This window comes from Amycolatopsis sp. WAC 01416 (assembly GCF_003947485.1).
Lineage (GTDB): Bacteria > Actinomycetota > Actinomycetes > Mycobacteriales > Pseudonocardiaceae > Amycolatopsis.
In genome coordinates this window covers 100,578-126,452 of sequence record NZ_QHHX01000009.1, presented here as the reverse complement: position 1 = coordinate 126,452, position 25,875 = coordinate 100,578, and the positions used below count along the sequence as shown (strand labels likewise).

Annotated in this window: 21 protein-coding genes; 8 read left to right on the top strand and 13 right to left on the bottom strand. The window is 68.9% G+C overall.

Going from position 1 to position 25,875, the window contains the following annotated elements; genetic code table 11:
- Positions 1-41: 41 nt before the first annotated feature.
- Positions 42-737 carry a nitroreductase family protein gene (locus DL990_RS29350; protein WP_125784606.1) on the top strand — a complete coding sequence of 232 codons (696 nt, stop codon included), beginning with the start codon at positions 42-44 and terminating at the stop codon, positions 735-737.
- A 172-nt stretch (positions 738-909) separates the two neighbouring features.
- Positions 910-2,298 carry a Gfo/Idh/MocA family protein gene (locus DL990_RS29345; RefSeq protein WP_125800601.1) on the top strand — a complete coding sequence of 463 codons (1,389 nt, stop codon included), beginning with the start codon at positions 910-912 and terminating at the stop codon, positions 2,296-2,298.
- Between the two features lie 140 nt (positions 2,299-2,438).
- Here the strand turns inward: DL990_RS29345 and DL990_RS29340 are convergent, their stop codons facing one another.
- Positions 2,439-2,993, bottom strand: a complete 555-nt coding sequence (locus DL990_RS29340; RefSeq protein ID WP_233620613.1) for an adenylate/guanylate cyclase domain-containing protein — start codon at positions 2,991-2,993, stop codon at positions 2,439-2,441.
- 362 nt (positions 2,994-3,355) lie between these two features.
- Here DL990_RS29340 and DL990_RS29335 point away from each other — a divergent pair, with 362 nt between their 5' ends.
- Together DL990_RS29335 and DL990_RS29330 are read left to right on the top strand one after the other, a co-directional pair.
- On the top strand, positions 3,356-3,952 hold the full coding sequence (locus DL990_RS29335) for a DUF6801 domain-containing protein (protein WP_125800600.1): 597 nt from the start codon (positions 3,356-3,358) through the stop codon (positions 3,950-3,952).
- Positions 3,953-4,034: 82 nt separating this feature from the next.
- Positions 4,035-4,850: a hydrolase gene (locus DL990_RS29330; protein WP_233598835.1), complete on the top strand. Its 816-nt coding sequence runs from the start codon at positions 4,035-4,037 to the stop codon at positions 4,848-4,850.
- Here the strand turns inward: DL990_RS29330 and DL990_RS29325 are convergent.
- From DL990_RS29325 to DL990_RS29295, 7 genes are all read right to left on the bottom strand, one after another.
- On the bottom strand, positions 4,843-6,156 hold the full coding sequence (locus DL990_RS29325) for an MFS transporter (RefSeq protein WP_125784614.1): 1,314 nt from the start codon (positions 6,154-6,156) through the stop codon (positions 4,843-4,845). The two genes, DL990_RS29330 and DL990_RS29325, sit on opposite strands and share 8 nt — an antisense overlap.
- Positions 6,157-6,177: 21 nt before the next feature.
- On the bottom strand, positions 6,178-7,023 hold the full coding sequence (locus DL990_RS29320) for a DUF3592 domain-containing protein (RefSeq protein WP_125800599.1): 846 nt from the start codon (positions 7,021-7,023) through the stop codon (positions 6,178-6,180).
- Positions 7,024-7,206: 183 nt separating this feature from the next.
- The gene (locus DL990_RS29315) at positions 7,207-7,734 is read right to left on the bottom strand and encodes a hypothetical protein (RefSeq protein ID WP_125800598.1); all 528 of its coding nucleotides are present in this window, start codon (positions 7,732-7,734) and stop codon (positions 7,207-7,209) included.
- A gap of 58 nt (positions 7,735-7,792) precedes the next feature.
- Positions 7,793-10,834 (bottom strand): hypothetical protein, encoded by a 3,042-nt coding sequence (locus DL990_RS29310; RefSeq protein ID WP_233620612.1) that lies wholly within the window; start codon positions 10,832-10,834, stop codon positions 7,793-7,795.
- On the bottom strand, positions 10,821-11,873 hold the full coding sequence (locus DL990_RS29305) for a hypothetical protein (RefSeq protein WP_125800597.1): 1,053 nt from the start codon (positions 11,871-11,873) through the stop codon (positions 10,821-10,823). Before DL990_RS29305 ends, DL990_RS29310 begins: the two co-directional genes overlap by 14 nt.
- On the bottom strand, positions 11,870-13,183 hold the full coding sequence (locus tag DL990_RS29300) for a hypothetical protein (protein ID WP_125800596.1): 1,314 nt from the start codon (positions 13,181-13,183) through the stop codon (positions 11,870-11,872). The genes DL990_RS29305 and DL990_RS29300 overlap by 4 nt, the downstream gene beginning before the upstream one ends.
- A gap of 73 nt (positions 13,184-13,256) precedes the next feature.
- Complete coding sequence (locus DL990_RS29295; protein ID WP_125784624.1) at positions 13,257-14,663, bottom strand: FAD-dependent monooxygenase; 1,407 nt, start codon at positions 14,661-14,663, stop codon at positions 13,257-13,259.
- Between the two features lie 105 nt (positions 14,664-14,768).
- Here DL990_RS29295 and DL990_RS29290 point away from each other — a divergent pair, with 105 nt between their 5' ends.
- Positions 14,769-15,185, top strand: coding sequence for a helix-turn-helix domain-containing protein (locus DL990_RS29290; RefSeq protein WP_125784626.1), 417 nt, complete (start codon positions 14,769-14,771; stop codon positions 15,183-15,185).
- A 20-nt stretch (positions 15,186-15,205) separates the two neighbouring features.
- Here the strand turns inward: DL990_RS29290 and DL990_RS29285 are convergent, their stop codons facing one another.
- Positions 15,206-15,898 (bottom strand): DsbA family protein, encoded by a 693-nt coding sequence (locus DL990_RS29285; RefSeq protein WP_233620611.1) that lies wholly within the window; start codon positions 15,896-15,898, stop codon positions 15,206-15,208.
- Positions 15,899-16,098: 200 nt separating this feature from the next.
- Here DL990_RS29285 and DL990_RS29280 point away from each other — a divergent pair, with 200 nt between their 5' ends.
- Positions 16,099-19,083, top strand: coding sequence for a family 16 glycoside hydrolase (locus DL990_RS29280; RefSeq protein WP_125800594.1), 2,985 nt, complete (start codon positions 16,099-16,101; stop codon positions 19,081-19,083).
- A 75-nt stretch (positions 19,084-19,158) separates the two neighbouring features.
- Here the strand turns inward: DL990_RS29280 and DL990_RS29275 are convergent, their stop codons facing one another.
- The gene (locus tag DL990_RS29275) at positions 19,159-20,952 is read right to left on the bottom strand and encodes a carboxypeptidase-like regulatory domain-containing protein (protein WP_125800593.1); all 1,794 of its coding nucleotides are present in this window, start codon (positions 20,950-20,952) and stop codon (positions 19,159-19,161) included.
- 170 nt (positions 20,953-21,122) lie between these two features.
- Between DL990_RS29275 and DL990_RS29270 the strand changes: the two genes are divergently transcribed.
- Positions 21,123-22,538, top strand: a complete 1,416-nt coding sequence (locus tag DL990_RS29270; RefSeq protein WP_125800592.1) for an MFS transporter — start codon at positions 21,123-21,125, stop codon at positions 22,536-22,538.
- Between the two features lie 10 nt (positions 22,539-22,548).
- On the opposite strand, the gene DL990_RS29265 is transcribed toward DL990_RS29270, so the two are convergent.
- Positions 22,549-23,025, bottom strand: a complete 477-nt coding sequence (locus tag DL990_RS29265; RefSeq protein ID WP_125800591.1) for a MarR family winged helix-turn-helix transcriptional regulator — start codon at positions 23,023-23,025, stop codon at positions 22,549-22,551.
- 62 nt (positions 23,026-23,087) lie between these two features.
- Here DL990_RS29265 and DL990_RS29260 point away from each other — a divergent pair, with 62 nt between their 5' ends.
- On the top strand, positions 23,088-23,723 hold the full coding sequence (locus DL990_RS29260) for a DsbA family oxidoreductase (RefSeq protein ID WP_125800590.1): 636 nt from the start codon (positions 23,088-23,090) through the stop codon (positions 23,721-23,723).
- Here DL990_RS29260 and DL990_RS29255 read toward each other — a convergent pair.
- Together DL990_RS29255 and DL990_RS29250 are read right to left on the bottom strand one after the other, a co-directional pair.
- Positions 23,708-24,475, bottom strand: a complete 768-nt coding sequence (locus DL990_RS29255; RefSeq protein ID WP_125800589.1) for an EI24 domain-containing protein — start codon at positions 24,473-24,475, stop codon at positions 23,708-23,710. The genes DL990_RS29260 and DL990_RS29255 overlap by 16 nt on opposite strands.
- Before the next feature lie 47 nt (positions 24,476-24,522).
- On the bottom strand, positions 24,523-25,866 hold the full coding sequence (locus DL990_RS29250) for an FAD-binding protein (RefSeq protein ID WP_125800588.1): 1,344 nt from the start codon (positions 25,864-25,866) through the stop codon (positions 24,523-24,525).
- Positions 25,867-25,875: the final 9 nt, after the last annotated feature.

Genomic DNA, 25,875 nt, shown 5'->3' with positions numbered 1-25,875 from the left:
GGGGCTTCCCGAAAACCAGGTCCGCCACCACAATCGAGACCATGACCGCAGCACAGTGGACCCCGACCTACGGCGACCCCTTCGAGCCGGTGCCCTACCGTCCGGCGCGCATGTCCGCGGAAGAATCGCTGGCCACCGCCGCCGATCTGCGCCGCCGCATGGACACCCGCCGCACCGTGCGGATGTTCTCGACCGACCCGGTACCCGAGCAAGCGGTGGTGGACGCCATCGCGGTGGCCTCCACCGCACCCAGTGGCGCGCATCAGCAACCGTGGACCTTCGTGCTCATCAAGGACGCCGCGACCAAACAGCGGATTCGGGAGGCGGCCGAAGAAGAGGAGCGCGTTTCGTACGAGGGCAGGCTCGGCGACGAATGGCTGTCCGCCTTGCGTCCGCTGGGCACCGACGCCGTGAAGACCCACCTCACCGACGCCCCGTACCTCATCGTGGTCTTCCAGCAGCGCTACTTCCTCGACGAGGACGGCACCAAGCACAAGCACTACTACGTCGACGAGTCGGTGGGCATCGCGGTCGGCATGCTGATCACGGCGTTGCATCTGTCCGGGCTGGCCGCGTTGACGCATACGCCGTCGCCGATGCGGTTCCTCGGCGAGCTGCTCGAGCGGCCTCAGAACGAGAAGGCGTTCGCCGTCATCCCGGTCGGCTATCCGGCGGACGACTGCGTGGTGCCGAACCTGGTGCGCAAGTCGATCGATCAGGTGCTGATCCGCCGTTGAGCGCGAGCGTGACCCGGGTGTGCGCGCACCCGGGTTGCGCGAAGCGCCCGCAAACAAGCAGTCAAACTGCGCATTAGTGCAGTTTTCTGCTCACTTTGATGCATCTCTTGACATATCCGGCGGCGATTGGACAAGGTCTGGGCACCGAAGGCGACACGAAGGAGTGTTCTTCATGGCCGACCTGCCCTCTGTCTCCCGGCGGACACTGTTCGGCGGCGCGCTCGCCGCCGGGGCGATCGCCGCGATCCCGACGAGTGCGACCGCAGCCGAAGAGGCGGAAAGCGCGCCTCGCCGTCCTGGTCAGCGCAGCATGATCGGGGTGCCGTTCGAGCGGCACCAAACCGTCCGGATCGGGATGATCGGTCTCGGCAATCGTGGCATGTCCATGATCGGCGGGTGGAGCGCCGTACCGGGCGCCGCGGTCACCGCGGTCTGCGACATCCGCGCCGAGCGCGCGAAGGCCGCCGCGGACAAGCTCGCCGCCGACGGGCGTCCACGCCCGGCCGAGTACGGCGGGTCCGCTGACGCCTACAAGAAAATGCTCGCCCGCGACGACATCGACCTCGTCTACATCGCCACCCCGTGGGAGTTCCACTACCCGCAGGGCAAGGCCGCGCTGCTGTCCGGCAAGCACGTCGGCGTCGAACTGCCCATCGCCACCGAGCTCGACCAGCTGTGGGACCTCGTCAACACCAGCGAACAGACCCGCAAACACCTGTTCCTGGCGGAGAACTGCAGCTACGGCCGCAACGAGCTGGCCATCCTCAAGATGGCGCACGAGGGCGTCTTCGGCGAGGTCACCAACGGGCACGGCGGCTACCTGCACGACCTGCGCGCACTGCTGTTCTCCGACACGTATTACACCGACGCGTGGCGCCGGAAATGGCATACCCGCAGCACCGCGAGCTTCTATCCGATGCACGGCCTCGCGCCGATCGCCGCCTGCATGGACGTCAACCGCGGCGACCGGTTCGCCACATTGCGCGCCACGGCGACCGAGCCGAAGGGGCTCGCCGACTACCGGAAACGCCACATGCCGCCGGGCCATCCGTCGTGGGAAGAGACCTACGTCAACGGCGACCTGGTGACCTGCCTGATCGAGACCGAGCAGGGGCGGATCATCCGCGCCGAGCACGACGTCAGCTCGCCGCGGCCGTACAGCCGCATCAACAGTCTCGCCGGCAGCCGCGGCATCGTGGAGGACTACCCCGCCCGCATCTACCTGGAGCCCGATCACAGCGGGCACGCGTGGAAGGACTTCGGGCCGTACCGCGAGCGCCACGACCACTGGCTGTGGAAGAAGCTCAAGGACGACCCGAACCTCGGCGGGCACGGCGGCATGGACTACGTGCTGCAGTGGCGGATCGTGCAGCAGATGCGCGCCGGGATGGTGCCGGACATCGACGTCTACGACTCGGCTGCCTGGTGCTCCCCAGTGCCGTTGAGCGTGGTTTCGCTCGCCCACGGCGGGAAACCGGTCGCGGTGCCGGACTTCACCCGCGGCGGCTGGTCGAAGCCCCGGGCGGGGCTGGACTCGCAGCCCTCGGAGATGCCCGGCTAGGGCTTGCGGCTCGACACCGGCGTCCTTGCCTTGCCGAGTACATGAAGGACCCCTTCCTTGCGCCAGGCGCAAGGAAGGGGTCCTTCATGTACTCGGCCGCTATGACCGCTGGCGCACCTGGGCCTTTCTCCTCTTGCCACTTACGAGGAGTAGCGAGGCACGACGCGGTAGACACGGAGGTCCTTCGGAGTCCCCTTGGCGCGGAAACTCCGGCGCGGGCGCACGATCACCGAGCCGGGGTCCAGCTCGTCGACGACACTTCCGCTTGCCAGGACCTCGTCGCCGTCGGCGGCGGCCATGATCCGGGCGGCGATGTTCACGTCGACGCCGAGGTAGTCGTTGCCGACGCGGCTCGGGTTGCCGCGATGAAGCCCCGCGCGCAGATGGGGCAGATAGCCCTCGGCCTTGATCACGCTGACGGCGGAGCACGTCTCGTACGCGGCTTTCACCGCCTCGCCCGGGTCGCCGAACACGGCCATCACGCCGTCGCCGAGCCCTTTCACGATGCTGCCGCGGTGCCCGGTGACGACCGATTCGGTCACCTCGGCGACCGAACGCAGCAACTCCAGCACGCGCTCGTCACCCGCCTGCAACGCCCAGGTCGAGAAGCCGACCAGGTCGGTGAACAGCACCGTGATCCCGTCCGCCGACATCGGCGGCGCCCCGGTCCGGCGGACGACCTGCCAGGCCTGCACGGCGGCAAGTCCCAGCTCACGGGTGGCACTGGGCCGGTCCGCGCCCCGCGCACCAGTTCGCCGCGCTGGTCCGTCGCGCGCAGGAACCTGCGGGTCCGGCGATGCCACGGCTCGGGTCGTTCGGTCACGATCAAGACCTTAGTCCGCGCACGGTAGGTCCGGAGCACCTGTCACCGGGATGACAAGAATGCGGCGCGCATTTCCCCTTTCCGCCTTCGCATGACAATTCACGAACACGCTATTCCACATAGGCGTGACAAGATCGACACGTAAAGAAAACGCGAGAGATCTTTTCCTTTCCTCGTTGGTGACTTTCCACCTAGATTCGGCGTCGATCCCATTCAACGACGAAAGGACCTGACATGACGGAAACCCTCGTACGGAAGGGTGTTCGGCGGTTCTGCGCGGCCGGGATCGCGGCCGCGGTCGCCGGCACGATCATGTTCGCCGCGGCGGGAACCGCTGCCGCCGTCGAAAAGAATCTCACGTACAAGGGCGGCTTCCCCATCATCGGCGACCAGAAGGTGGCGGTGGTCGTGAAGGCGGAAATCCCGGCGGCGGCGAAGGCCGGAGAGCCGGTTTCGGTGCCGTTCACCCTCGACGTCGACGCCGGCCAGGCCGCGGGCGACGGCCTCCGGCTCGTCGGTGCCAAGAAGCTCTCCGGCACGATCAGCTCGAAGGTGAACATCGCGCTCGGCGAGCAGAAGATCGCGATCCCCATCGAACTGCCGATCCCCGACACCGAGGTGCCCGCCGAAGGACCGCTGAAGTTCACCGCGGAGGGCAAGGTCGACTTCACCATCCCCGCTGGCACCCCAGCCGGTGAGGCGACCAGCAGCGTGGACGCCGCGGCGACCTCGCATATCGTCACCGACAGCTCCCTCGGCGAGTTCGACGTCCAGCTCGCACTCGACCCGCCCGACCAGGACACCGTCCTCGGCAAGACGACCGTCAGCTGAACCCCCGTCTTCCCCCGGCTCGACGAGCCGGGGGAAGACGGGTCTTGACCTCCAGCGCACTGGAGGTCGCAAGCTGTCGATCATGTGGATTTGCGACAGGTGCGGTATCGAACATCCCGCCACTCCCGAACCTCCCCGGTGCGTTCTCGACCGCGGCGAGGTCGGCATCGAGGAAGCAGGCGACCTCGGCGCGCACACCGGACGCTGGTGGACGCACGAAGAACTGATCTCCGCGCCGCACAAGACCTTGCACCGCGATCACGGCCGCGGCCTGCACAGCATCAAACGGGAACCGAACTTCGCGATCGGCCATTGGTCGTTCATCGCGGTGACCGCGGCAGGCACCATGCTCTGGGATCCGCCGTCCTGGTTGGACACCGAGGTGCTCGACGTCGTGCGCGGCCTCGGCGACGTCTCCGTGATCGCCACCAGCCATCCGCACATGTTCGGCGCCCAGCTCGGCTGGAGCCGCGCGCTCGGCGGGGTTCCGGTGCTCGTCAACGAACGCAACCGCGAATGGCTGCCCGCCCCCGATCCGGCGTTCGAGTTCTGGGACGAGTACGCGGAACCCTTGCCGGGCCTCGAACTCGTGCGACTGGGCGGGCATATGCGCGGCAGCGCCGTGGCCAGGACGCCGGACGGCAGCATCCTGGCCGGGGACACGATCACGGGCGGGCTCGCGCCGGACTGGGTGTCGTTCCAGCGCAACTTCCCCAAGCACATCCCGCTTTCGGGCGCCGTGGTCCGCCGCATCGTCGACCGGCTCGACGACTTCGCCTACGACCGGCTCTACACCCTCGGCGGCGACACCATCGATCGTGACGCCAAGGCTGTGGTTCGCCGAAGCGCCGAAACCCACATCCGGTGGGTGAACGGCGACTTCGACCACCTCACTTGATCGCGTTCTTTTCCTTGTTGCGGAAGGTCAACGCGATGGCCCCCGCCATCGCCATGAAGAACGCGACGGCCCACATCCCGGCGCGGAAGCTTCCGGTCACCCCCTGCAACCAGCCGGTGAGGTAGGGACCGACGAAGCCGGACAAGTTACCGAAGGAGTTGATCAAGCCGATCCCGGCGGCGGCACCGACTCCGGTCAGGAAGGCGTTGGGCAGCTGCCAGAACACCGGGATCGCGGTGAACACGCCGATCGCACAGAGGGTCACCGCGATCATCACCAGCAGTGGTGAACCCAGGTACAGCGCGACGGCGATCGAGACCGCGCCGACGAACGCGGCGATGGCGACGTGCCCCGCCCGTTCGCCGGTGCGGTCCGAATGGCGTGCCCACAGCACCATGGCCACGGCGGCCACCGCGTACGGGATCGCCGTGATGAGCCCGATCTCCACGATGCTGTAGTTGGTCTGGAACTGTTGCTGGAAGCCCTTGATCACCTGCGGCAGGAAGAACGCGAGGACGTAGAGGCCGAAGATGATCCCGAAGTAGACGGCGCTCAGCGCGAGCACGCGCGGATCGGTCAGCGCCGATCGGGTGCTCACCTCCTTACCGACCTCGCGGGAGTCTTCCGCGTCGATGGCCGACTGCAACGCCGTGCGCTCCCCCGGGGAGAGCCACTTCGCGTCCTTCGGTTTGCTCGGCAGCAGGAAGAACACCGCCACCCCGAGCAGGATCGAAGGCACCCCTTCGGCGAAGAACATGAAGCGCCAGCCGGCGTCGAAGCCGAGGACGCCGTCGCCGTGCTTGATGAGCAGAGACGAAACCGGGCTCCCGATGACCGACGACAGCGGCACCGCGAGGAAGAACAGCGCGACGATCTTGGCTCGCTGCTTACGCGGGAACCAATAGGTCAGGTACAGGATGATGCCGGGGAAGAACCCGGCCTCGGCGATCCCGAGCAGCACGCGGACGATGTAGAAGCTGACCTCGCCCTGGATGAACGCGGTGGCCGAGGCGACGATGCCCCAGGTGACCATGATCCGCGCGATCCAGATCCGGGCGCCGACCTTGTGCAGGATGACGTTGCTGGGCACCTCGAAGAAGAAATACCCGACGAAGAACAGGCCCGCGCCGAGCCCGTAGGCGGCCGAGCTGATGCCGAGGTCGGCGTTCATGGTGAGCGCCGCGAACCCGACGTTGACCCGGTCGAGATAGTTGAGCAGATAGAGCAGCCCGAGTAACGGGACCAGCCGGATCATCGCCTTGCGCACCGCTGACGCGGTGGACACCTCTGCCGTCTGTTCGTCCATCCGCGCGAGTGTAGAGGGCGATCAGAACAGCGGAGGCAGGAACGCACCGAAGTTTCCGCCGGCGGCCCGATCGGCCGGATCCGGATCCACCTGGACCGAGTCGGGGTTCAGCGGGTCGTAGGTGACCTTCACCGTCGAACCTCGGGAAGGGGCCCGCATCGGCGAGGTGATCATCGTCGTGATGACGGTCCGCTCGCCGCCGTCCGTGGGGAACCGGACCTGCACGCTGAACCGCGGATTCCCCATCACCCAGACGTTCGTGAACTCGACGCCGAGCACGTGGCCGATCACCTGACGGCCGGTCCGGGCCAGCGCCTGCGCGCGGTCGTCCGCCTCGGCCCTGGTGACGAAAGCCCGCCCCAGCACCATGATCATCACCAGCGCGCTCACCCCGGCCACCGCCGGTACGAGATACGGCTCGTAGTAGATGATCCAGTCCACATCGGTCCAGGGGTCGGACGGCAGCCGCTGCCCCACCGACTCGGGCGGCGTCCAGGACGGGATCGCGACGCCGCTGCCCAGCGCGATGCCGAGGGACGCGGCGAGGCTGCTCGCCCGGAAGCCGACGCCCATCCCGCGCAACGACATCCCGCCGCCCCACAGCATCGCGAACCCGAGCGACGAAGCCACCGTGATCGAGACGCTGAAGAACAGGACGAGCGAGACCGCCGGACCCGCGTCGGGCCCCCACGCGTCGACACGGTTCAGCGACATCAGCCGGAAGCCGTCCAGCAGCCCGAGGGCGCCCGACCAGCCGACGGCCGCCCACGCGAGTGTCGTCGGCACGCCGAGCAACCACAGGCGCGGACCCGGGCGGCGGGCATGCCGGGGGTCTCCTGGCAGGCCGAACTCGAAGGACCCGAACATCACCGCCGCCTAACTTTCGTGAGTGAACCCGCGACCGCGATCGACGTCGGCAGGGCGCGGTATGGCAAAAAGGTCATGTCGAGCGAGCAAGGCGCCCTGCCACCGCGATTGCGGGGCCTTCGGCAGGGCGGGTTCACGCATACGGTCACTTCTCTGGACTTATCGCAGCTCCGCCTACCAGCGCTAAGAGATCGGCCCGAACACGGCGACCTTCGCCGGGTCGGCGGGGTCGACGCGGGCCTCGTGACGGGTGCCGGGCGCGTACTGCTGGATCGTCGCCAGCGGCGCGATCAGCTGCGACACCGTCCGATAGGTGGTGCCGTCGGCGCGGGTGACTTCGAGCGTCGCGGTGTACTGCGCCTGCCCGGCGATCTTCCGGCCGGTCGGCTCCAGTTCGCGGATCACCAGGGTGGCGGGCTCGCAGGTGTCGTAGAGCCGTCGCAGTTCGGTGCCGTAGGCCTGCAGTTCCTGCTGCTGGCGCAACTGCTCGTCCATCGGCAGCGCCAGGAACGCCGCCATGTCCGGGTCGGCGTTGAGGTTCCGGAACGCCTGCGCGGCCAGCTGCGGCGTGGGCAGCTGCGGGGTGATGTCGTGCCCCTGCGCGGCGGCGGCCTGCCGGAACTGTTCCGCGTGACGGTGGAAGTCCTGCTCGCCTCGCGCCATGCCCTGCTGCGTCGCGTCGTTGATCTTGTCGCGGATCTTCTTGAACATCGGGTGCCGCCTTTCGCCGTGTCGTTCGTGCTGGACACAGCTTCGGCGGACCGGCCTGCTACCGAACCCAGGTTTTCCCGTCGTCGGTCGCGTCGAGGCAGGTCAGCGGCGCCCAGAAGACCGGCGAGCCCGCCGGTTCGGGCTTCTCGCGCCAGCGGGCGAGCCGTGACCGCTGCCAGGCGCACAGTTCGGTGACCGGATCCTCGCCGGCGAGCGCGGCGTCGACGGCGATGACCAGTTCGGACATCGGGTCCGAACCGGGCACGGCGGCCGAAGTCGGCAAGGCCCAGACCGTGGCGGCGACCAGTCCCGCGCCGGCCGCGACGGCGGCGAGCAGCACACCGAACGGTTCGGCCAGGCCGAAATCGCTCGCGCTGGCGCAGCCGATCAGCGCCACCCTGGCGGGCATACCGTCCAATTCGGACAGTGCGAGGTCGGCGGCGGTGAACGGCCGGTGTGTTCCGATCGGGGTGGCCGTGCCGGGGAGATCGGCCGAACAGGACAGATGGAGCGCGGTCTGCGCGCCGTACTCGTCGTGGACCCGGCTGACGTGTCCCACGAACACCAGCCGCGAACAGGGCCGCGAGAGGAGTTCGGCGAGCAGACGCCGATCGGTGTCGGTGCGGCGGACCAGATCGAGCCCGCGTCCGGCGGCGGGCAGGACCGGGCCTTCGGCGAGCCGCGCGTCCAGATGGCGGATCAGCGGCGACGTCGCGTCCTGCTTGCCGAGCACGGAACCCAGCTCGCCGAACGCACTCTGGCCGGGGATGCGCGGGTCGAGCAGGTAGACGGGCGGGCCGTCGGCGGCGGGGCGACGGCGTGAGATCGCGGCCGGGGCGAGCAGAGAGACGTCGGCGACGTCGAGAACGCGCTCGTCACTGTCGAAACAGCCGCCGATCTCGTCGATCTCGAGCACGTGATCGGCCCGTCTGTCGGGCAGGGCGAGCAGTCCCCACGGGACACCGGCGAGGCTCGGGGAAGGCTGGATCCGCAGGAGCGGGCGGGCTCCGCCGGCGGCGGCACGCCGGAGCCGCTCGACGAGGTCTGCCGGCAGGAGATTGAGGGCGAGGACGCGGGCAAGGCGTTGTTCGCCTTCGAAGCTGCCGAACGCGTCTTCACCGAGCGAGCGACGGACGGCGTCGGCCACGCTCTCGCCTTCGCGTGGTGTGGGGGAAGCGGCGTCCAGGAACTGGCGAGCGGTCGCGACCAGGGCGAATTCGATGGGATGGGTGTGGACGGTGTCGAGGTCCTCGGTGGTCCGCCAGGTGAGGAAGGTGTGGCCGGCGTCGGCGTAGCGCAGCAGGAAAGTCTCGCGTCCGGGCTTCGCGGCAGGCCAGGTCTCGACGGTTTCGGCGACCGGACGGGGAAGTCGATATCGCTCGGCGGCGAGGCGGAGCCACGGGTCCAGCTCCATGGGCGACGACGGCGACCAGCGCAGCGCGGGCGACGGGGCGAGCCGCAGCGGAAGCGACGACGTGACGGAACCCAGTGCCGCCAACGGAAGTCCCTCGGCGATCGGGCCGACTTCGAGGGTGGGCAGCGCGCCGGTGAGGTCCAGCGAACGGCCCTCGACGCCCGTGTACGCCCCGACGGCGCAGGTGCGCTCGATCAGTTCCGCCGCCAACCTAGGCTCCTGGAGCCTGGCCAGCAGCGCCATCAGCATTTCCGTCGCCGGACCGGCGACGTCACGGGCCCAGGCCGTGCGTGCCTGCGGCGAGGTGAACTCGAACCGGTATTCCGCCGCCGCGAGGGCCAGCGGGAGCAGCACATCCAGCACCGAGCGCAGGTCCTCGCCGTGGGCGAAGCCGATCGTGGCCGCCACGAAATCCGTGTGCAGGCGGTCCGACCAGTCCCCCGACGTCCGCGCCGACTCCCGGGCGCGGGTCACGTGCTCCCCCGCCGTCGCCCAGTCGCCTCCGGCCACGGCGCAACGGGCCAGCGCCACGTCGAGCCGCCGCAGGCCCGGGACGTCGGCGTTGGCCGTCCAGATCTTTCCCGCGTGCTCGAACTGTTCCCTGGCCTGCGCGGCATCACCCGCCAACAGCAGCAGGGTGCCCAGCGCGTGGCTCGCCTCCGCGACATCGCCGTTCAGGCCGGCGTCCGCGAGTTCGTCACGGGCGGCGACGATCGCGGCGACCGCTCCGGGGAGGTCGCCGCCGAAGGCCCGATCGGCAGCCAGCTCGATGCTCGCCCTGGCGGCCAAGGGACGGCCTTCGTGCTGGGCGCTCAGCCGCAGCAGATCCGCGCGCGCGTCGGCGTCTTCGCCGCCCGCTTGGCGGACGCGGGCACGTTCGGCGCGCGCCATCGCCTGCAGCGCCACCACTTGCTCGCGGACCTCGTCGATCTCCGCGATGGCGTCCAACGCCGTCAGGATCTCCTCGATCGCGGCCCGCGCGCCCGCCATGTCCCCGGCGGCGATCTGGACGCGCACGTCGAAGATCCGCAGCTCCAGCTCGTCCGCGCCGTGCACGTCGAGAAGCTCGGGCGGGTACTGTTCCGGGCCCTCTTCCTTGCGCAGCGCCGCCCGGCGCCGTTGCCCGGCGATCAGCTCACGCGCCTTGACGACGTCCCCTTCCTCCGTGCTCAAGGAGATGAGCACGCGTTCGGCGACCTCCCGGGAGCCTTCGATCATCCGGACCTCGGCGTACTGTCCGAAGTGGACGATGGCGGCGGTGCTCACCCTGAAGGCTTGAAGCACGGCCTCGGCGCATTGTCTCGCGTTGCGCAGGTCGCCCGCGGAATAGCAGACGGTGGCCAGATCGCTGACCGCGGCGAGGTCCAGATCCGTCCGGTCCAGCCGTTGCGCGATCTCCCGCATCTTCCCGTACGTGCGGTGCGCGCCGGCGACGTCCCGGGTGACGGCGAGCCGTTTGGCCTTGTCCTGGAGTTTGGCCGCGTCGACGAGCAGCTTCCGATACTGGCGTTCGGACAGCGAGCACGCCGGCAGTTCTCCGTACGGTGCCGGATCGAGGCCGAAATGCCGCGCGACACAACGACAGTTGTAACCGTGCGAAGTGGCCGGACTCAGTTCGGGCGGGAGCGGCCGGTCCGGCGGATTCCGGGGCGGTGGCATGCCGACGAGCACGTCAGAACTCCTCATCGGCGGAAGCGGCCGCCGCCCGTTCGGCGAGCGTCCTGGCCTCCGGCGGGCGTGCCCGCACGAGCGCGACCACCTCCGCCCGGTCTTCCACCGTGGTCCCGGCGACGCCCTCGTCCGCCACGCCGACGACGAGGGCGATCTGTCCACTGTCGACAGCCGCGAGCCTGGTCGCGTTCTCGCCCAGATCCGCCGTGCCGGAGAACCGCCCGGCGCCCAGCTCCAGCGGCACCTCCGCGAACGGCTCGCCCGTGTGACTCGCGAACGCGGTGACGGCCGCGTCGGCGAACGCGCCCGCGACGACGACTTCGAGCCTGGTGGCGGCCGCGGCGGCGACGATCCGCCAGGTCACCGTGTCCTCGCCGGCGTCCAGGATCCCGGACGGCACCCGGGTCCAGTCGACGCTCGCGCGTCCGCTCGCCAGCACCCCTTCGCCGGGTGCGAGCGGATCGAGTCCCGCGGCCAGCGCGTACGCACGTTGGCCGGGCGTCACCGTTTCCAGCCGCGCCGACATTTCCGCCGCGGCCTCGGCGCGCACGACGTCGTCCTCGTCGTCGAACCAGGCGGCGAGCCGGGCGCACAGTCCCCGGACCTCCTCCGCGACCGGCGGGGCCGCCGCCAGGAGGGCGCCGTCCGCGATCGCCGCGTCGAACAGTTCGGCCGGGGAAGCTTCGAACCCGTCGAGAAGACCTTCGGCCAGACTCTCGACGTCGGCCGTCGCGACCGCCGTTTCGAGATCCAGCAACGCCGGGTCCAGCGAAGGAATCCCGAGCGACGGGCCGGCGGGCCACCAGCGACGGAGCCACAGCAGCAAGGCGAGCCTGCCGAGTTCCGGGACGGCGGCGACTTCCGCTTGGCCTCGGCCGAGTGCGGCGAGAGTGGCCTCCGCGCCGACGAGCCGGGTCAGCCACAGTTCGGCCGCCCCGGCGTCGGTGAGTTCGATGTGCATCGTGGCGGTCCGGCCGGCGAGGAGATCCGCCAGGGCGAAGCGGATGAGCGCTCCGTCGGCCGCGATGACGGGTGTGTGCACCGGATGCGTCACGACACGGCCTCCAGATCCGGCAGACGCGCCATGAGCGCGCGCCGCACCTTCGTCCGCAGATCCAGCGAGGTGGAACGGACCACGCCGGTAACAAGGTCGCGTACGTCGGCGGCATCGGCGGGCAGGTCACCGCGGACGTCGAAACCGTGCAGCCGGACCCACAGCCTGCCGAGGAAGTGTTTGGCGAACTCGCGAAGATCGCGCAGGAGTTCGGCGTCGGGCCGCGGAGTGAGCGGCGTGGCACCGGCCAGGGCTCGACGAGCGTGCAGGACGTAACCCTCCCGGGCGACTTGCGCGTTGAGCTGCCGCGCGAATTCGGGAACACCGGCGGGAGCCGCGCCGTCGAGTGGCCGCAACGCGGGCGCGAGGACCACACCGAGCGCGAAACACGCGGCCAGCGCGGGAAGACCGAGCCCGAATCCGGCGGCGACCCTGGTGAGTTCGTCGTCGACGAGGTCTTCGACGGAAGCCCGCTCGTCCGGCGGAATACGGCGCAGGGTCGCGCGTACCCGCCGTTCGACACTGCGTTCCAGGAGTTCGGTGCCGGTTTCGTCGCTCCGGCTCAGCGGCGGGACGGCGGTGCGATCCCCGCGCTGCAGACCGAGATCCGGTGCGCGCAGCCCTGAAATCCCTTGGACGACTTCGCTCAAGCCGCGGGCTCCGCCCGGCTGCCGCAGCATCAGCCCGAGAGCGTGCCCGGCGGCCGAATCGGTGAGAGCACGCCAAGCGGAGTCCGAAAGCCCGTCGACGAACGCCCGGAGCGCGGCGATGTCCTGCGGTACGGCGGTTTCGGCGTGCCAGCGGCGCCGAAGTTCCGCGGTCAGCCCGGCCGAGTGCCGCGGATCCGCGAGGTACGCGGTGAGCTGATCGACGCCCACCGCGCTGCCCTCACCGTGCAGGTCCCGCAACGCCGCCGCGGCCGTCTCCCCCGCGTCCGGCCCCGGTGACCCGAACCCCGTCGCCAATTCGTACGCCAGCGGGAAGCACACGTCCTGGACGTTGCCCGCCGTGATGCGCAGGGCGCGGCGCTGCCGCTTGAGGTGGGTGAACCACGCGGCCGTCGCGCGCAGCCTGTCCGCGTCGGCCAGCAGCGTTTCCGTCAACTCGGCCGCCGTGACCGTGTCCAGCACGGGACGGCCGAGCCGGGGGCGCGCCGCGGTGCGGATCACCAGCGGGTCGATGATCTTCTTGATCGTCCGGGTCAGCGGACCGCCGTCGGCCGACGACAGGACCTCCACACCGGGGATGCTCGCCCATGCCCGCGCGAGGACGGCCGACCGCAGCCGGGACTCGCCCGATCCCGTCGTCACTCGCCCTCCCCACGCTCCGGCCGCAACTCTATCCGAGCCGGGCAGGCTCGCCGTGGGGCTTCCGCCGCTTTCGTCAGGCCAGGTGCAGCTCCGCCATGGCGTCCGCCAACTGCTCAGGAGTGTCCCCCGCGGCCCATACGTGCCCGTCCGGGCGGATCAGCACGGCGGCCGTGGGCCAGGGCAGCTCGGACTCGTAAAGCCGGAGGTCCGCGCTCGTGGCCAGGTCCTTCAACGCCGGGCCGGCTTCCTGGGCCAGCAGCACAGGGCGGCCCTCGCGCAGCAGGTGCAGCTGCTCGCGGGTGGCCGGGAGGCGCCTGCCTGCCAGGGGATGCGTGCCCGGATAGCGCACGTCCAGCGCGGTCAGCGTGTTGGCCAGCGTGGTCGCCACGTCGGGATGAGTACGCAGCAGATCCGCCATGAACCGGCGCAAGGACAGCCCTTCCTCGGTGGTGGCGGTGATCAGGGCGGTCTGGGCCTTGGTGTGTTCGCCCAGGGCCGCACCGACGGGGTGGCGTTCCGGGTGGTAGGTGTCCAGCAGGGCCGGGGCCGCCCGGCCCTGCTGGACCGCGGCGAGCTTCCAGCCAAGATTCATCGCGTCCTGCAGGCCCACGTTCAGCCCGACACCGCCCGCCGGGAAATGCATGTGCGCGGCGTCGCCAGCCAGAAACACCCGGCCCTTGCGGTACTCCGCCGCGAGCCGGGTGGCGTTGCCGAAGCGGGACAGCCACACCGGGGAGTGCATGCCGAAGTCCGTGCCCGCGATCCGTTTCGTCGTCTCCCGCAGGGATTCGAGGGTCAGGGTGGGCGCGGACGGGGCGTACCCGGTGACGCGGCAGCGCCCGTCGGGCATCGGGGCCACGATCAGCGCGCCGTGTTCGTTGTGCCAGAAACCCGGCCGCTCGGGCGGGTCGGCCAGCTCGACGTCGCCGAGGAAGCCGAAGACGGTCGAGTCGGTGCCGGGGAAGTCGATGCCCGCCGCCTGGCGCACGGAGCTGCCCGCGCCGTCCGCACCGACCACGTGGCCCGCGGTGATCTCGTAGTCGCCGTCCGGACCGCTGACCCGCAACGTCACGCCCTGGTCGTCCTGGCTCAGCCCGGACACCCGGTGCCCGCGCCGGATCACCACCCCGAGTGCCATGGCGTGCTGTTCGAGCAGTTCTTCGGTGCGCAGCTGCGGGTGCGCGAGCATGAACGGGAACGGCGTGGCCAGCCCGCGGAAGTCCAGGCGGGCGGGCAGCATGCCGAAATGCCCGTCCGGCACGGGCAGCCCGCCGTCGAGGAAGGCCTCTTCCTGCCCGCGCATCGCCAGTACCTCGATGGTGCGGGGGTGGATGGCCAGCGCCTTCGAGTGCGGGCTGCGCTGCTCGGCCCGCTCCAGGACCAGCGGTCGCCCGCCGCCCAGGGCCAGCTCCGCCGCCGTCCACAGCCCGACCGGACCCGCGCCGACCACGATGGTGTCGTATGCGTTCAAGGTGATCATTTCCCTCGGATCGAATGGACATTTCAGAATGGTGTGAGTGCGTGGTCGCCCAGGGGGCACTACATACTGGTAGTGCGGTTGCATCCGGATGATGAGGTGATCGAGATGGCGTCAGCGCGGCAGATCGTCGGTCCGTGCCGGGCATGGCCGGAGGACAGTGCCTTCATCCGCGAGGTGCTCGACCGCATCGGAGACAAGTGGACGGTGCTGACCATCGGCACCCTGCGCGCCGGCTCGCTGCGCTACTCCGCCTTGCAGGCGAGCATCCCCGGGATCTCCCAGCGGATGCTGACCCAGACGCTCAAGCATCTCGAGCGCGACGGCCTCATCACCCGGACCGCGTACGCCGAAGTCCCGCCGCGGGTGGAGTACGACCTGACGGACCTAGGCCGGTCGCTGATCGACGCGGTGACGGCGATGGCCGAGTGGGCCGCCACCCACCACAGCGAGATCGCCGGCAACCGGGCAGCCAGCGAGCTGACCGGAGTCGGCCGGGCGAAGGCCGTGGCCGGCGCTTCGTAACGCCGGGCAAATCGACTTGGTCATGACACGCGCTCACTCGGCACGGGCCCGGCCACCTGCTCCAGCAACCGGGCATAGACGTCGGCCTTCTGTGCGCCTGGAGCGGCCACCCGGCGGTCGAAGACGACGAACGGGACACCGGTCGCGCCCAGCTCCACACCCTCGCGGCGGTCGGCGCGCACACGGTCGGCGTACTCGTCGCCCGTGAGGATCTCGCGTACTCGCCGCCCGTCCAGCCCGGCCGACTCCGCGACGCCTGCCAGAGCGTCCGGGTCGTAGGGAGCGAGGGTGCCCGCGAAGAAGCCGTCCTGTACGTCGGAGAAGAACTCGAACCCGCGGCCTTGATCGTTGGCGTACTGCACCACGCGGTGCAAGCCGAACGTGTTGGTGTTCAAGCGATCCAGAGAGTATTCGAGCCCCTCCTCGCGAGCCATGGCTTGCATCCGGCGCTCCGCCTCGAAGACGTGGGCGGCGGTGCCGCCGTGGGTCCGGATGAAGCTCTCCTCGTTCTTCTCCGGCTCCTGCGGCGCGTCCGGGTCCAGCTCGAAGGATCGCATCAGGATCTCGAACCGTTCCGGGTCCGGACGCCGCGAGATCGCGGCCCGGAGCCGGTGCTTTCCGACGTAACACCAAGGGCAGCCCAGGTCGGCCCACACCTCGATGACGACCCGCGACCCGTCGGATCGTGCCGCCCGCTCGAGCAATTTCCTCACCTCACTAGTAGTGCGTAACCCCATCATGGGTGAGTGAGAACGGGCTTACAAAAGGCACTTTCAAGTGCGTGTGCCTCCCGAGGAGACCGTTCGGTCTAACTTTCGTCCGTTCTGTACATACTTTCGTTGACTTCGACCGAAAGTCCTCTTAGGTTCAGCGTCGTCACAGAGGTGCTCCGCCGCCGACCCGAGGAGCGACGATGCTTCCGTCTGTCCGCAAGCGCTTCAACCGGTCCATCGTCGCTTCCTTGGCGCTGGTCACGGCAGTGTCCGGGCTGGTGACAGCCCCGGCCGAAGCGGCCATCCCACCCCAGCAACCGGGAGTCACGCTCCGCACGTACGACCTCCAGCGCGAGATCACCAAGCTCTGCACGATCAAATCCGGCCAGACGCCGAACGTCGACAAGCTGATGCCGACGATCGACTGGACCACCACGGCCGACTTCGGGCTCGGTGAACAGTTCGTCTCCGAGGTCATCGGCAACATCAACATCGCTTCCGCCGGCCAGTACGAATTCCGGCTCACGAGCGACGACGGGTCGCGGCTCCGGATCGACGGCCAGACGGTGATCAACCACGACGGTCTGCACGGGGCGACCCCGGCGACCGGCTCGGTCCAGCTGGGCACGGGGTACCACGCGCTGCGGATCGACCATTTCGACAACCTCCACGACCAGCAGGTCACCCTCGAATGGCGGCCGCCGGGCGCGGCCGACTTCGCGCTCGTGCCGACTTCGGTGCTCAGCACCGACGCCGACGTCGTCCGGGTGACCGCGCCGGGACGCAAGGAATGCGAGGGCGCCGCGGACTCGCCAGGTGACGGCCTGCCACTCAACGGCGTCCACCCCGGTTTCACGCTGACGAACCTGCGTCCCGACGGTTTCCAGCCGCAGGTCACCGGCATGGACTGGCTGCCGGACGGGCGGCTCGCGATCGCCACCTGGGGCGGATCCGACAAGGTCCTCGGCGAGGTCCACCTGCTGAGCAACGTCAGCGGGAACACCGACCCGAGCAAGGTCCGGACCCAGCGCGTCGCCAGCGGGCTCAAGGAACCCATGGGCGTCAAGTACGTCGACGGCAAGCTGTACGTGTCGGAGAAGACGCGGCTCGTCGAACTGAACGACACCAACGGCGACGGCGTGACCGACGACTACCGTACCGTCGCCACCTGGCCGTTCGGCGGCAACTTCCACGAGTTCGCCTTCGGCCTGCTGTACAAGGACGGCTTCTTCTACGCCAACCTTTCCGTGTCCATCAACTACGGCGGCGCCACGACCGACCCGCAGCCCGCGCCGAACCGCGGCACCACGATCAAGGTCAACAAGGCGACCGGGCAGGTCTCCTACATCGCCGGTGGGCTACGCACGCCACACGGCATCGGCTGGGGCCCCGAAGGCGACGTGTTCGTCACCGACAACCAGGGCGGCTGGCTGCCGGCGAACAAGCTCGTGCGGGTCAAGCAGGACCGCTTCTTCAACCACTACACCAATCCCTCGGGCCCGTTCGACTCGAAACCGGTGACCGCGCCGGTGTTGTGGTTGCCGCACAACGAGATCGCGAACTCGCCGAGCAACATGGTCATGTTGTCGCAGGGCCCCTTCGCCGGGCAGATGGTGTACGGCGACGTGACCTACGGCGGGCTCCAGCGTGCCTTCCTGGAGAAGGTCAACGGCGAGTACCAGGGCGCCGTTTTCCGCATGACGCAAGGACTGGAGTCGGGCGTCAGCCGGATCAGCCTCGGTCCCGACGGCGCGATCTACACCGGCGGCATCGACGGCGGAGGCAACTGGGGCCAGCCCGGCAAGCTCGCCTACGGCCTGCAGAAGGTGACACCCAACGGCACGAACGCCTTCGACATCAAGGCGATGCGGGCGGTCGCGGGCGGATTCGAGCTCGAGTACACCCAGCCGCTGTCGGCCGAGACCGCGCAGAACCTGGCGGCGAAGTACCAGGCGCAGCAGTGGCGCTACCAGCCCACCCCGGCGTACGGCGGGCCCAAGATCGACGAGACGACGCTGTCCGTCACCTCCGCGAGCCTTTCTGCCGACCGCAAGAAGGTCACGCTGCAGATGGCGGGGCTGAAGGCCGGGCACGTGGTCCACGTGCGGTCGCCGCGTCCGTTCGCCGCGGAGTCCGGTGCGGCGCTGTGGAGCACCGAGGCGTGGTACACGCTCAACTCGCTGGTCGGCGGCACGCCGGCGAGCACGACCTATGAGGCGGAGCGGGCCGCGCTCAGCGGTGGCGCCGGGACGAACACGAACCACGCGGGCTACACGGGCACCGGTTTCGTCGACGGCTACTGGAACCAGGGCGCCGCGACGACGTTCACCGTCAACGCGCCGAAGACGGGTGCCTACAACGCGGCACTGCGCTACTCCAACGGCCCGGATCCGGCTCCCGGCACCAAATCCGTGACCGTCTACGTCAACGGCGCCAAGGTGAAACAGGTCAGGCTCGCCAGTACCGGAAACTGGGACACCTGGAACACCCAGCCGGAAACGCTGAACCTGAAAGCCGGAGCGAACACGATCTCCTATCGCTACGACACGGGCGACGCGGGCAACGTCAACCTCGACAGCCTCACCGTCACCGAGTCCCAGCGCATCCAGTTGTTCAAGGGCACCGACCTGGACGCCTGGGAGAAACGCGCGGGCGGCGCCGCGACGTGGCCGGTCTCGGGTGGCGCGATGGAGTCGAACGGCGGGGACATCCGCACGAAACAGCAGTTCGGCGATTTCCGGCTGCACGTGGAGTGGAACGAGCCGAACTATCCGCCCGAGGTCACCGGACAGGCCAGGGGCAACAGCGGGGTCTACCTCCAGGAACGCTACGAACTCCAGGTACTGGAATCGTTCGGGGACACCACGCTCGCCAACAACGAAGCGGGCTCGATCTACTCGAAGCGGGCGCCCGACCGGAACATGGCGACGGCCCCCGGGACCTGGCAGACCTACGACGTCACCTTCCGGGCCGCACGGTTCGACGGTGCCGGGAACAAGACCGACAACGCCCGCGTGACCGTGGTCTGGAACGGTGTCGTGGTCCACAACGACGTGGCGATCGACGGCGGCACGGGCGACAACAACCCGGAGAACGCCGGACCGGGCGCGATCCGCCTCCAGGATCACGGGGATCCCGGTGAGAATCCGCGGTTCCGCAACATCTGGATCGAGCCCATCGGCTAGGACGCCGTTACGCGTGAAGGCCTCCTTCCCTCGGCTGAGCCGAGGGAAGGAGGCCTTCACGCGCGATCACACCCCTCAGCGGCGGCAGGGGCCGAGGTCCACTCCGCCGGTGGTCTGCCCGGCGGTGACCGGAATCGGTGTGGCGGAAGCGAAATCGGCCGCTTCGCGGTACCAGCATTCGGTATTGGTGTAGTACCTGATCTTGACCTTCTCCGTGGTGAGGCCGTTGACGGTGTACTGCCCGTTCGAGTCCGGCGTGGTCCAGTCGACGATGTCTCCGGTGCGCGCGTTGTAGGTGTACACGTACCCGAAGGTCGGCTTGCCGTCCGAACCGAGGATCCGTCCGGTGACCGAGCCGTTCGGCACGAGCGCGGCGTTCTCGGTCATCGTCGCGCCGGGCCGCACCCGCACCGGACGGGCGGCGAACCGGTCCGCGGCTCCTCCCGACCACTCCCACGCGTAGTCGCCTCGGGACGAGGCGAACTCGAGCGGCCACTTGTACGGTCCGAGGCCCTTGATCGTGTAGGTGCCGTCGTTCCGGCTGCAGTTCACGTCGAAGCGGAAGCCGATCCGGGGATCGACCGCGTACGGGTAGACGCAGACGCCGCCCAGCGCGGCCGCCGTGGCGCGATCGGTTACCTTGCCGGTGATCGTCCCGGCGGGATCCATCTTGATGTCCGGCGTCGTGACCACCTTGCCGAGTTCGGCGGTGACCGTGCGGGCCTGCCCGACGTCACCGGTGCCGCCGTCCGTCCCTGCCCACTGCATGCCGTAACGCTCGTCCAGCGACTTGACCAGCAGCTTGTACGCGCCGGGCTCGATCGGCCCGATCACCAGTTTCCCGCTCTCGTCACTGCAGTGGTACAGATAGTCGGCGTCGAGGACACCGACGACCGGAAGGGCGTAGGTGTCGACGCAGACCCGCGCCAGCGGTGCTTTGGTCTTCGCGTCCCGCACGGTGGTCACGATCGACGCGGCGGGTTTCATCGACGCCCGGATTTCGGTGGTTTCTCCGGGAGCCAGGTGAACACGCTCCCAGTTCACCGGTTGGTAGGAACCATCCGGTCCCCAGACGCTCAGCGTGTAGTAACCGAACGGCGGCATGTCCTCGTAGAGCATGACGCCGTCCGCGCCGGCGCATTTCCGCAGCTGCGGCGGATGCCCTTGTTCGACCTGCGAGCACGCACCCGCGACGGGCGCGCCGGTCTTCTCGTCCGTCGCGACCACTCGGAGCTTCCCGTACGGTGCGATGGCCTCGTCGACGACGGCGACCTGATCATCGGCGACGGCGAAGGTCTCCGCCTCCGGGAAGCTCGCCTTCTGCCGGATCCATTGCGTGCGATCCCCATAGGTGATCGCCATCGTGTAGGTGTCGGCTTTCACGCCGCTGAACGAGTACGTGCCGTCCGCCGCGGTGAGCACCGTCGACCACCACCGCTGGTTCTGGTCGGTGAGGCTCACCGACGCTCCCGCGGCGGGCTTTCCCTGATCGGTGATCCGGCCGCGGACGGTGGCCGTGCCTTGCCGCAACCCGAAGTCCAGTCCGTGCGGCAGGTCCAGCACTTCCGCGGCGAGCGCGCTTCCCTTGTTGTACGCCCAAAGCTCGGCGTATCCGGCGGCGGTCGCGCGTGCCTTGTACTTGCCGGGAACGACGCCGGTGATCTCGTAGCGGCCGTCCGTACCCGCGCACCCCGAGCCCGTCTCTTTCAGGTCGAGATCGAATAGTGTCACGCACGCGCCGGCGATCGGCTCTCCGGAGCCCGCGGCTTTGACCACCCCGGACACGATTCCCTCGTCGGCGACCGCCGGTCCGGTCGTCAGCAGGGCTGCGATCGGTATGGCGGCGGCCAGGAACAGTGCTCTCTTCATCGGAAGCTCCCCTCAGTGTCCGCCAACGATGGCGCCGGGGAGCCGCCGTGTCTGCGTCATCTGACACAGACATCGACCTGCTGGGCCCTTGGCAATATCACCCGCCTCGCGATAATCTGTTTAACAGATGATCTGGTTCACAGATTAATGCTTCGAGGGGGAACCGGCCGATGTTCGAAGATCGCGGTACGAGCGGCCGGTCGCGGTGGCACGCACTCGTCGTGCTGTGCCTGGCGTCGCTGATGGTGGTGCTCGACGGCACGATCGTGGTGGTGGCACTGCCGTCCATCCAGACCGATCTCGGCTTCACGCAAACGAATTCGACTTGGATCGTGAACGCCTATCTCGTCCCCTTCGGCGGGCTGCTCCTGTTCTCGGGCAGGCTCGGTGACCTGATCGGCAGGCGTCGGGTGTTCCTGATCGGCTTGAGCGTCTTCACCGTCGCGTCCCTGCTCTGCGGTTCGGCGGGCGACCAGGCGACACTCATCGCCTTCCGCTGTTTGCAGGGCGTCGGCGGAGCACTCACCACGTCGGTCGTGCTCGGCATGATCGTCACGCTCTTCCCCGGTCAACCCGAACAGGGCAAGGCGCTCGGACTCTTCGGTTTCGTGCAGGCGGGCGGGGCATCACTCGGCATGATCCTGGGAGGTGTGCTCACGCAGGGCCTCGGCTGGCACTGGACCATGCTGGTGAACGTGCCGATCGGCCTCGTCGTCGTCCTGGCCACGTTCGCGGCCATCGAACGAGACCGCGGCGCCGGCCTGCGGGCAGGCATCGACGCGTTCGGTGCGGTGCTGGCGACATCCGGCGTGATGCTGCTGGTCTATGTCATCGTCGACAGCGGTCAGCCTGTCCGGCGCTGGCTCCTGCTCGCGCTCGCGGTGTTCCTCCTGACCGGATTCCTCGTTCGCCAGACGAAAGCACCCGTTCCGCTGATGCCACTGGGCCTGTTCCGTTCCCGCGCGGTGACCGGCGGGAACATCGTCATGCTTCTCATGGTGGCCGGCATGATGGGGTTCCAGTTCCTCACCGCCCTTTACCTACAGCGGGTTCTCGCGCTCGACGCACTCACCACCGGATTCGCTTTCCTGCCGACGCCGGTCATGAACGCCCTCGTCGCACTCTGGCTCGGGCCACGGCTGATCGGCCGGTTCGGCACCCGCCCGATATTGACCACGGGACTCCTCGTCGCGGCGACAGGGCTGGCGCTGCTGACCACGGTCCCTGTCGACGGCGCTTACTTCACTGACGTGCTCCCACCGCTTCTCCTGGCCGGAATCGGGATGGGCATCGCGGTACCAGCCGTCATCGGTACCGCGATGTCGGCAGGGTCACCGGAAAACACCGGGGTCGCGTCGGGCCTGGTGAACACGACCCTGCAGATCGGTTCGGCGATGGGCACCGCCGTACTGGCGGCGGTCGCCGCTTCCCGCACCGCGTCACCGGCCGAAACCGTCCTGGGGCAGCGGGAAGCTCTCACCTCCGGTTTCAGGCTTGCCTACTCGGGCAGCGCGGCCTTCGTCGTGCTGGCCCTTTTCAGCGCGCTCGTCGTCATCCCTGCACGCGAGGAACTCTCACGTGCGTGAACTTTCTCTTTCAGCCACCACTTGCGGCGAGCAGGTTGTGCGCGACGACGGCTCGCAGCATCTCGCGGAACCGGTCCTGATCCTTTCCCGGCAACGGCGCCAGCACCTCGGCCTCCGCTTCCATGATCGCGGCCTTGGTCGTTTCCAGCAGTTTCCGCCCGGCCTCGGTCCCCTGGATCAGTTTGTTCCGCCTGTCGTCCGGATCCACCGCGCGTTCCACCAAGCCGGCGGCCACCAGGTCGTCGACCAGGTACACCATCACGGTGCGGTCGATGTCCAGCTGCCTGCCCAGCTGCGCCTGATTCCGCGCGCTCCCGTGCACCGCGCCGCACAGAGCCTGGAAGCCACGCAGACCGTGCGGGATATCGGAGACCGCACGCTCCAGAACGGATCCGTGTGCCCGGCACACCTGCCCGAGGAGCCAGCCGAGGTTGTCGTCCAGCCCTTGCGGGAGCGCGCCGATCTCCGAACCTGTCACCCTGCCCATGCTAGCGGCAGATCATTCACGATCCAGATCATCTTCACCACAGAGTTCCCTTGGAGGCGAACGTGCGCGTCGAAGTCTGGTCCGATGTCGGTTGCCCGTGGTGCTACTTGGGTAAACGCCGCTTGGAGAAGGCCATCGAGTTGTTCGAGCACAGCGACGACGTCGAGGTCGTCTGGAGGAGTTTCCAGCTGGCCCCGCACTATCCGCGCGGTGCCGCTCGGCCGCTCTACGGAGCCCTCATGGAACAGACGGGCAGAACACTCGCCGATGTCCGCTCGCTGGTCGGCAGGGTCACCGAACCCGCGGCGGCGGAAGGCCTGACCTACGACTTCGACAGCGCCTTCCTCTGCAACACGTTCGACGCCCATCGTGTCGCGCAATTCGCGCGACCGCACGGACTGGGGCCGGATGCCCATGAACGGCTGATGCACGCCCTACTGGCGGAGGGCGAAGTCCTCGACGACACCGAAACCCTCGTCCGCCTGGCGACCGAGATCGGCTTGGACGCCGACGAGACGCGTCTGGTCCTGGCCGGAGACGACTACGCGGACGCCGTCCGGGAAGACGCCCTCGAAGCGAGACGCCTAGGTGCGAAGGGGGTGCCGTTCTTCGTCGTCGACCGCGCTTTCGCCATCTCCGGCGCGGAGCCGGTCGATGTCCTCCTCGGTATCCTTCGAGAAGCTCACGCCACGCGGTGAAGCTGATCGGCCGCGTCCGCCGCGAGGACCTCGCGGGCGACGAGCACACCACCGACGAAGCCCACCGGCATCACGATCAGCGCGGCGAACGGGATCAGGCACAGCAGCGACACGGGAAGCCCCAGCCCGAGGGCGAGCGCGCGGTGACGGCGCAGCAGCGGCCGACGCTGCTTCAAACCCATCCCCCGCCGGTAGAACGGCACGGCGATCAGTTCCAGCGCCAGGAACCACGCCGTCACCAAAGCCAGCAGGACCGGCACGACCGTCTGCCCCACCACGGGGATGAAGCCCGCGATCAGCAGCGGGATCGTGAACATCAGCGAACGGAGCACGAGAGCGAGACCGTCTTTCAGGCCCAGCACCAGCAACCGCCCCCACGAGAGGTCCACCGCGCCGGGCACGCCACCGAGGTCGTCCTCGACCTTCTCCGCGATGTGCTCGTAGAACGGCCCGCCGACGGCGAGGGTGATCGCCGTGAACCCGATCATCGCGATGGCCAGCGCGACCCCGAACACCGCGACGCCGACCGCCACCCGGATCGTCGTCTGCCAGCCCGGCGACCAGTCGTCGGCGAACGGGGTGAGCAGCAGCGAGAGATCATCGATCCAGAACGCCAGCGCGACGACACCGCCGATCAGCAACAGCGTGGTCAGCAACGCGGGCAGCGCGCCGATCAGCAGCAGTCTCGGCGACCGCAGAAGGATGCCCAGGCCTTGCCCGAACATCCGGAAACCCTTGAAGAAATCCCGCATCGGACATTTCTACCAGTGTCCGGGATGTCCGGTCGTGGCCGCGGTCCTCAAGGCGACCGGAGCCGCTGTCCCGGATTGAGCAGGTTTCCCGGCGCGTACCGGGCCTTCGCCTCGGCGAGCTTCGGCCAAGCGGGGCCGAAGTGCGCGCGCCAGTCCTCTGTGGACATCGGCAGCGCGTTGGTCGGGTATGCCTTACCGCCCAGGCCCCGTGCCTTCCGGTAGAGGTCCACGTTGAGCTCCAGCAAACGCGCGTTGTGCAGCGGGTCGTCGGGGGAACCGGCGCGCAGCGGGCAGAACAGCCAGGAGAGCTCACCCGGGGGCACACTGAACAACGGCGTCTTCAACCGGTCGTTCCGCACCGGATAGAGCAGGAGCAGTCCCGTGGCACCCAGTTCGGGTTCGCCGGTGGCGGCGAGGGTTTCGGCCACGAAGTGCTCGACCGTGTCGTCGGGGAGGAACAGGTTCAGCCATGGGTGGGGATGGAACCAGCTTCCCTCCGCACGTAAGGCAGCCTCGCCGTCGGCCATCCGGTTCAGGAAGTCGAAATACGTCGTGTCCTCGTCTTCGGACTCGCCGAAGTCGAGCGAGCCCAGCAACGCGTCCTCGTCCGGCGCGTCGGGCGGCGTGTAGTAGGCGACCGCCTCCAGCATGTACCGCCAGCCGTCGTCGACGGGAATCAGCTGGCCTTCCACGTAGTCGAAACGACCATCGCGGACGACGGTGCGCTGATCCGCCAGGAACGCCGGAAGGGAGTCGTAGTAGAGCTTCCACCGCCGGGCCCGCGCCGGGGCCGGGATCAGGCGCAGGGTCGCGCGAGTGATCACCCCGCATTGCCCGAGGCCACCGAGGACGGCGTCGAACAGGTCCTTGTCGCTGTCGCGGGAGCAGGTCAGCACCTCGCCGGCGCCGGTGACCACTTCCAGTTCCACCACGCTGTCGGTCTGCGTGCCGTGGTGGTGGGCGGCGCCGCCGATCCCGCCGACCACCAGGGTGCCGCCGACGGTCAGCTCGAGATAGTCGGTGAGTACCGGAGGCACCAGCCCGTACGGCAACGTCGTCTCCAGCACTTCCCGCCAGCGGGCGCCCGCATCCACCGACACCAGATCACCGGTGACCACCCTGCGCGGCGGCAGCGAGGTCATGTCCAGCAGGATGCCGCCCTCGACCTGTCCCTGGCCGTACGGCGAATGCCCGGCACCGCGGGCGGGCACCGAGCGGCCGCGCGCGGCGGCGAACCTGAGCACCACGGCCACGTCGGTCACCGAAGCCGGCCTCACCACCAGGCCCGGCCTGGTGTGGACGAGGTTTCCCCAGTCGCTGCTCGCGACGGAAAGGTCCGCTTCTCCGGTGAGGATCTCTCCGGAGATGGCGGGCAAGATCTCGGCGGTCATGCCCGCACG

Bases quoted from the DNA above. Each gene is read 5' to 3' on its own strand.
- DL990_RS29350 (WP_125784606.1), top strand. From the start codon at position 42: ATGACCGCAGCACAGTGGACCCCGACCTACGGCGACCCCTTCGAGCCG.
- DL990_RS29345 (WP_125800601.1), top strand. From the start codon at position 910: ATGGCCGACCTGCCCTCTGTCTCCCGGCGGACACTGTTCGGCGGCGCG.
- DL990_RS29335 (WP_125800600.1), top strand. From the start codon at position 3,356: ATGACGGAAACCCTCGTACGGAAGGGTGTTCGGCGGTTCTGCGCGGCC.
- DL990_RS29330 (WP_233598835.1), top strand. From the start codon at position 4,035: ATGTGGATTTGCGACAGGTGCGGTATCGAACATCCCGCCACTCCCGAA.
- DL990_RS29325 (WP_125784614.1), bottom strand. From the start codon at position 6,156: ATGGACGAACAGACGGCAGAGGTGTCCACCGCGTCAGCGGTGCGCAAG.
- DL990_RS29320 (WP_125800599.1), bottom strand. From the start codon at position 7,023: ATGTTCGGGTCCTTCGAGTTCGGCCTGCCAGGAGACCCCCGGCATGCC.
- DL990_RS29315 (WP_125800598.1), bottom strand. From the start codon at position 7,734: ATGTTCAAGAAGATCCGCGACAAGATCAACGACGCGACGCAGCAGGGC.
- DL990_RS29310 (WP_233620612.1), bottom strand. From the start codon at position 10,834: ATGAGGAGTTCTGACGTGCTCGTCGGCATGCCACCGCCCCGGAATCCG.
- DL990_RS29295 (WP_125784624.1), bottom strand. From the start codon at position 14,663: ATGATCACCTTGAACGCATACGACACCATCGTGGTCGGCGCGGGTCCG.
- DL990_RS29290 (WP_125784626.1), top strand. From the start codon at position 14,769: ATGGCGTCAGCGCGGCAGATCGTCGGTCCGTGCCGGGCATGGCCGGAG.
- DL990_RS29280 (WP_125800594.1), top strand. From the start codon at position 16,099: ATGCTTCCGTCTGTCCGCAAGCGCTTCAACCGGTCCATCGTCGCTTCC.
- DL990_RS29275 (WP_125800593.1), bottom strand. From the start codon at position 20,952: ATGAAGAGAGCACTGTTCCTGGCCGCCGCCATACCGATCGCAGCCCTG.
- DL990_RS29270 (WP_125800592.1), top strand. From the start codon at position 21,123: ATGTTCGAAGATCGCGGTACGAGCGGCCGGTCGCGGTGGCACGCACTC.
- DL990_RS29265 (WP_125800591.1), bottom strand. From the start codon at position 23,025: ATGGGCAGGGTGACAGGTTCGGAGATCGGCGCGCTCCCGCAAGGGCTG.
- DL990_RS29255 (WP_125800589.1), bottom strand. From the start codon at position 24,475: ATGCGGGATTTCTTCAAGGGTTTCCGGATGTTCGGGCAAGGCCTGGGC.
- DL990_RS29250 (WP_125800588.1), bottom strand. From the start codon at position 25,866: ATGACCGCCGAGATCTTGCCCGCCATCTCCGGAGAGATCCTCACCGGA.